Origin of the sequence: Kineosporia sp. NBRC 101677, from assembly GCF_030269265.1 — a bacterium.
In the GTDB taxonomy this organism is placed as follows: domain Bacteria; phylum Actinomycetota; class Actinomycetes; order Actinomycetales; family Kineosporiaceae; genus Kineosporia; species Kineosporia rhizophila.
In genome coordinates this window covers 1-295 of record NZ_BSTA01000057.1, presented here as the reverse complement: position 1 = coordinate 295, position 295 = coordinate 1, and the positions used below count along the sequence as shown (strand labels likewise).

1 rRNA gene is annotated in these 295 nt (G+C 55.3%); it reads left to right on the top strand.

Going from position 1 to position 295, the window contains the following annotated elements:
- Window positions 1–295, top strand: a 23S ribosomal RNA gene (locus tag QSK18_RS35725); the annotation flags it as partial.

Here is a 295-nt window from a genome sequence, read left to right as displayed (position 1 = left end):
CTGTGACAACCAGGAGGTTGGCTTAGAAGCAGCCACCCTTTAAAGAGTGCGTAATAGCTCACTGGTCAAGTGATTCCGCGCCGACAATGTAGCGGGGCTCAAGTACACCGCCGAAGCTGTGGCATTCACACATTTTCTAGCGTCCCTTGATGGATTGTTCAGTAGTGTGGATGGGTAGGGGAGCGTCGTGTGGCGAGTGAAGCATCGGGGTGACCCAGGTGTGGACGCCACACGAGTGAGAATGCAGGCATGAGTAGCGAAAGACGGGTGAGAAACCCGTCCGCCGAATGACCAA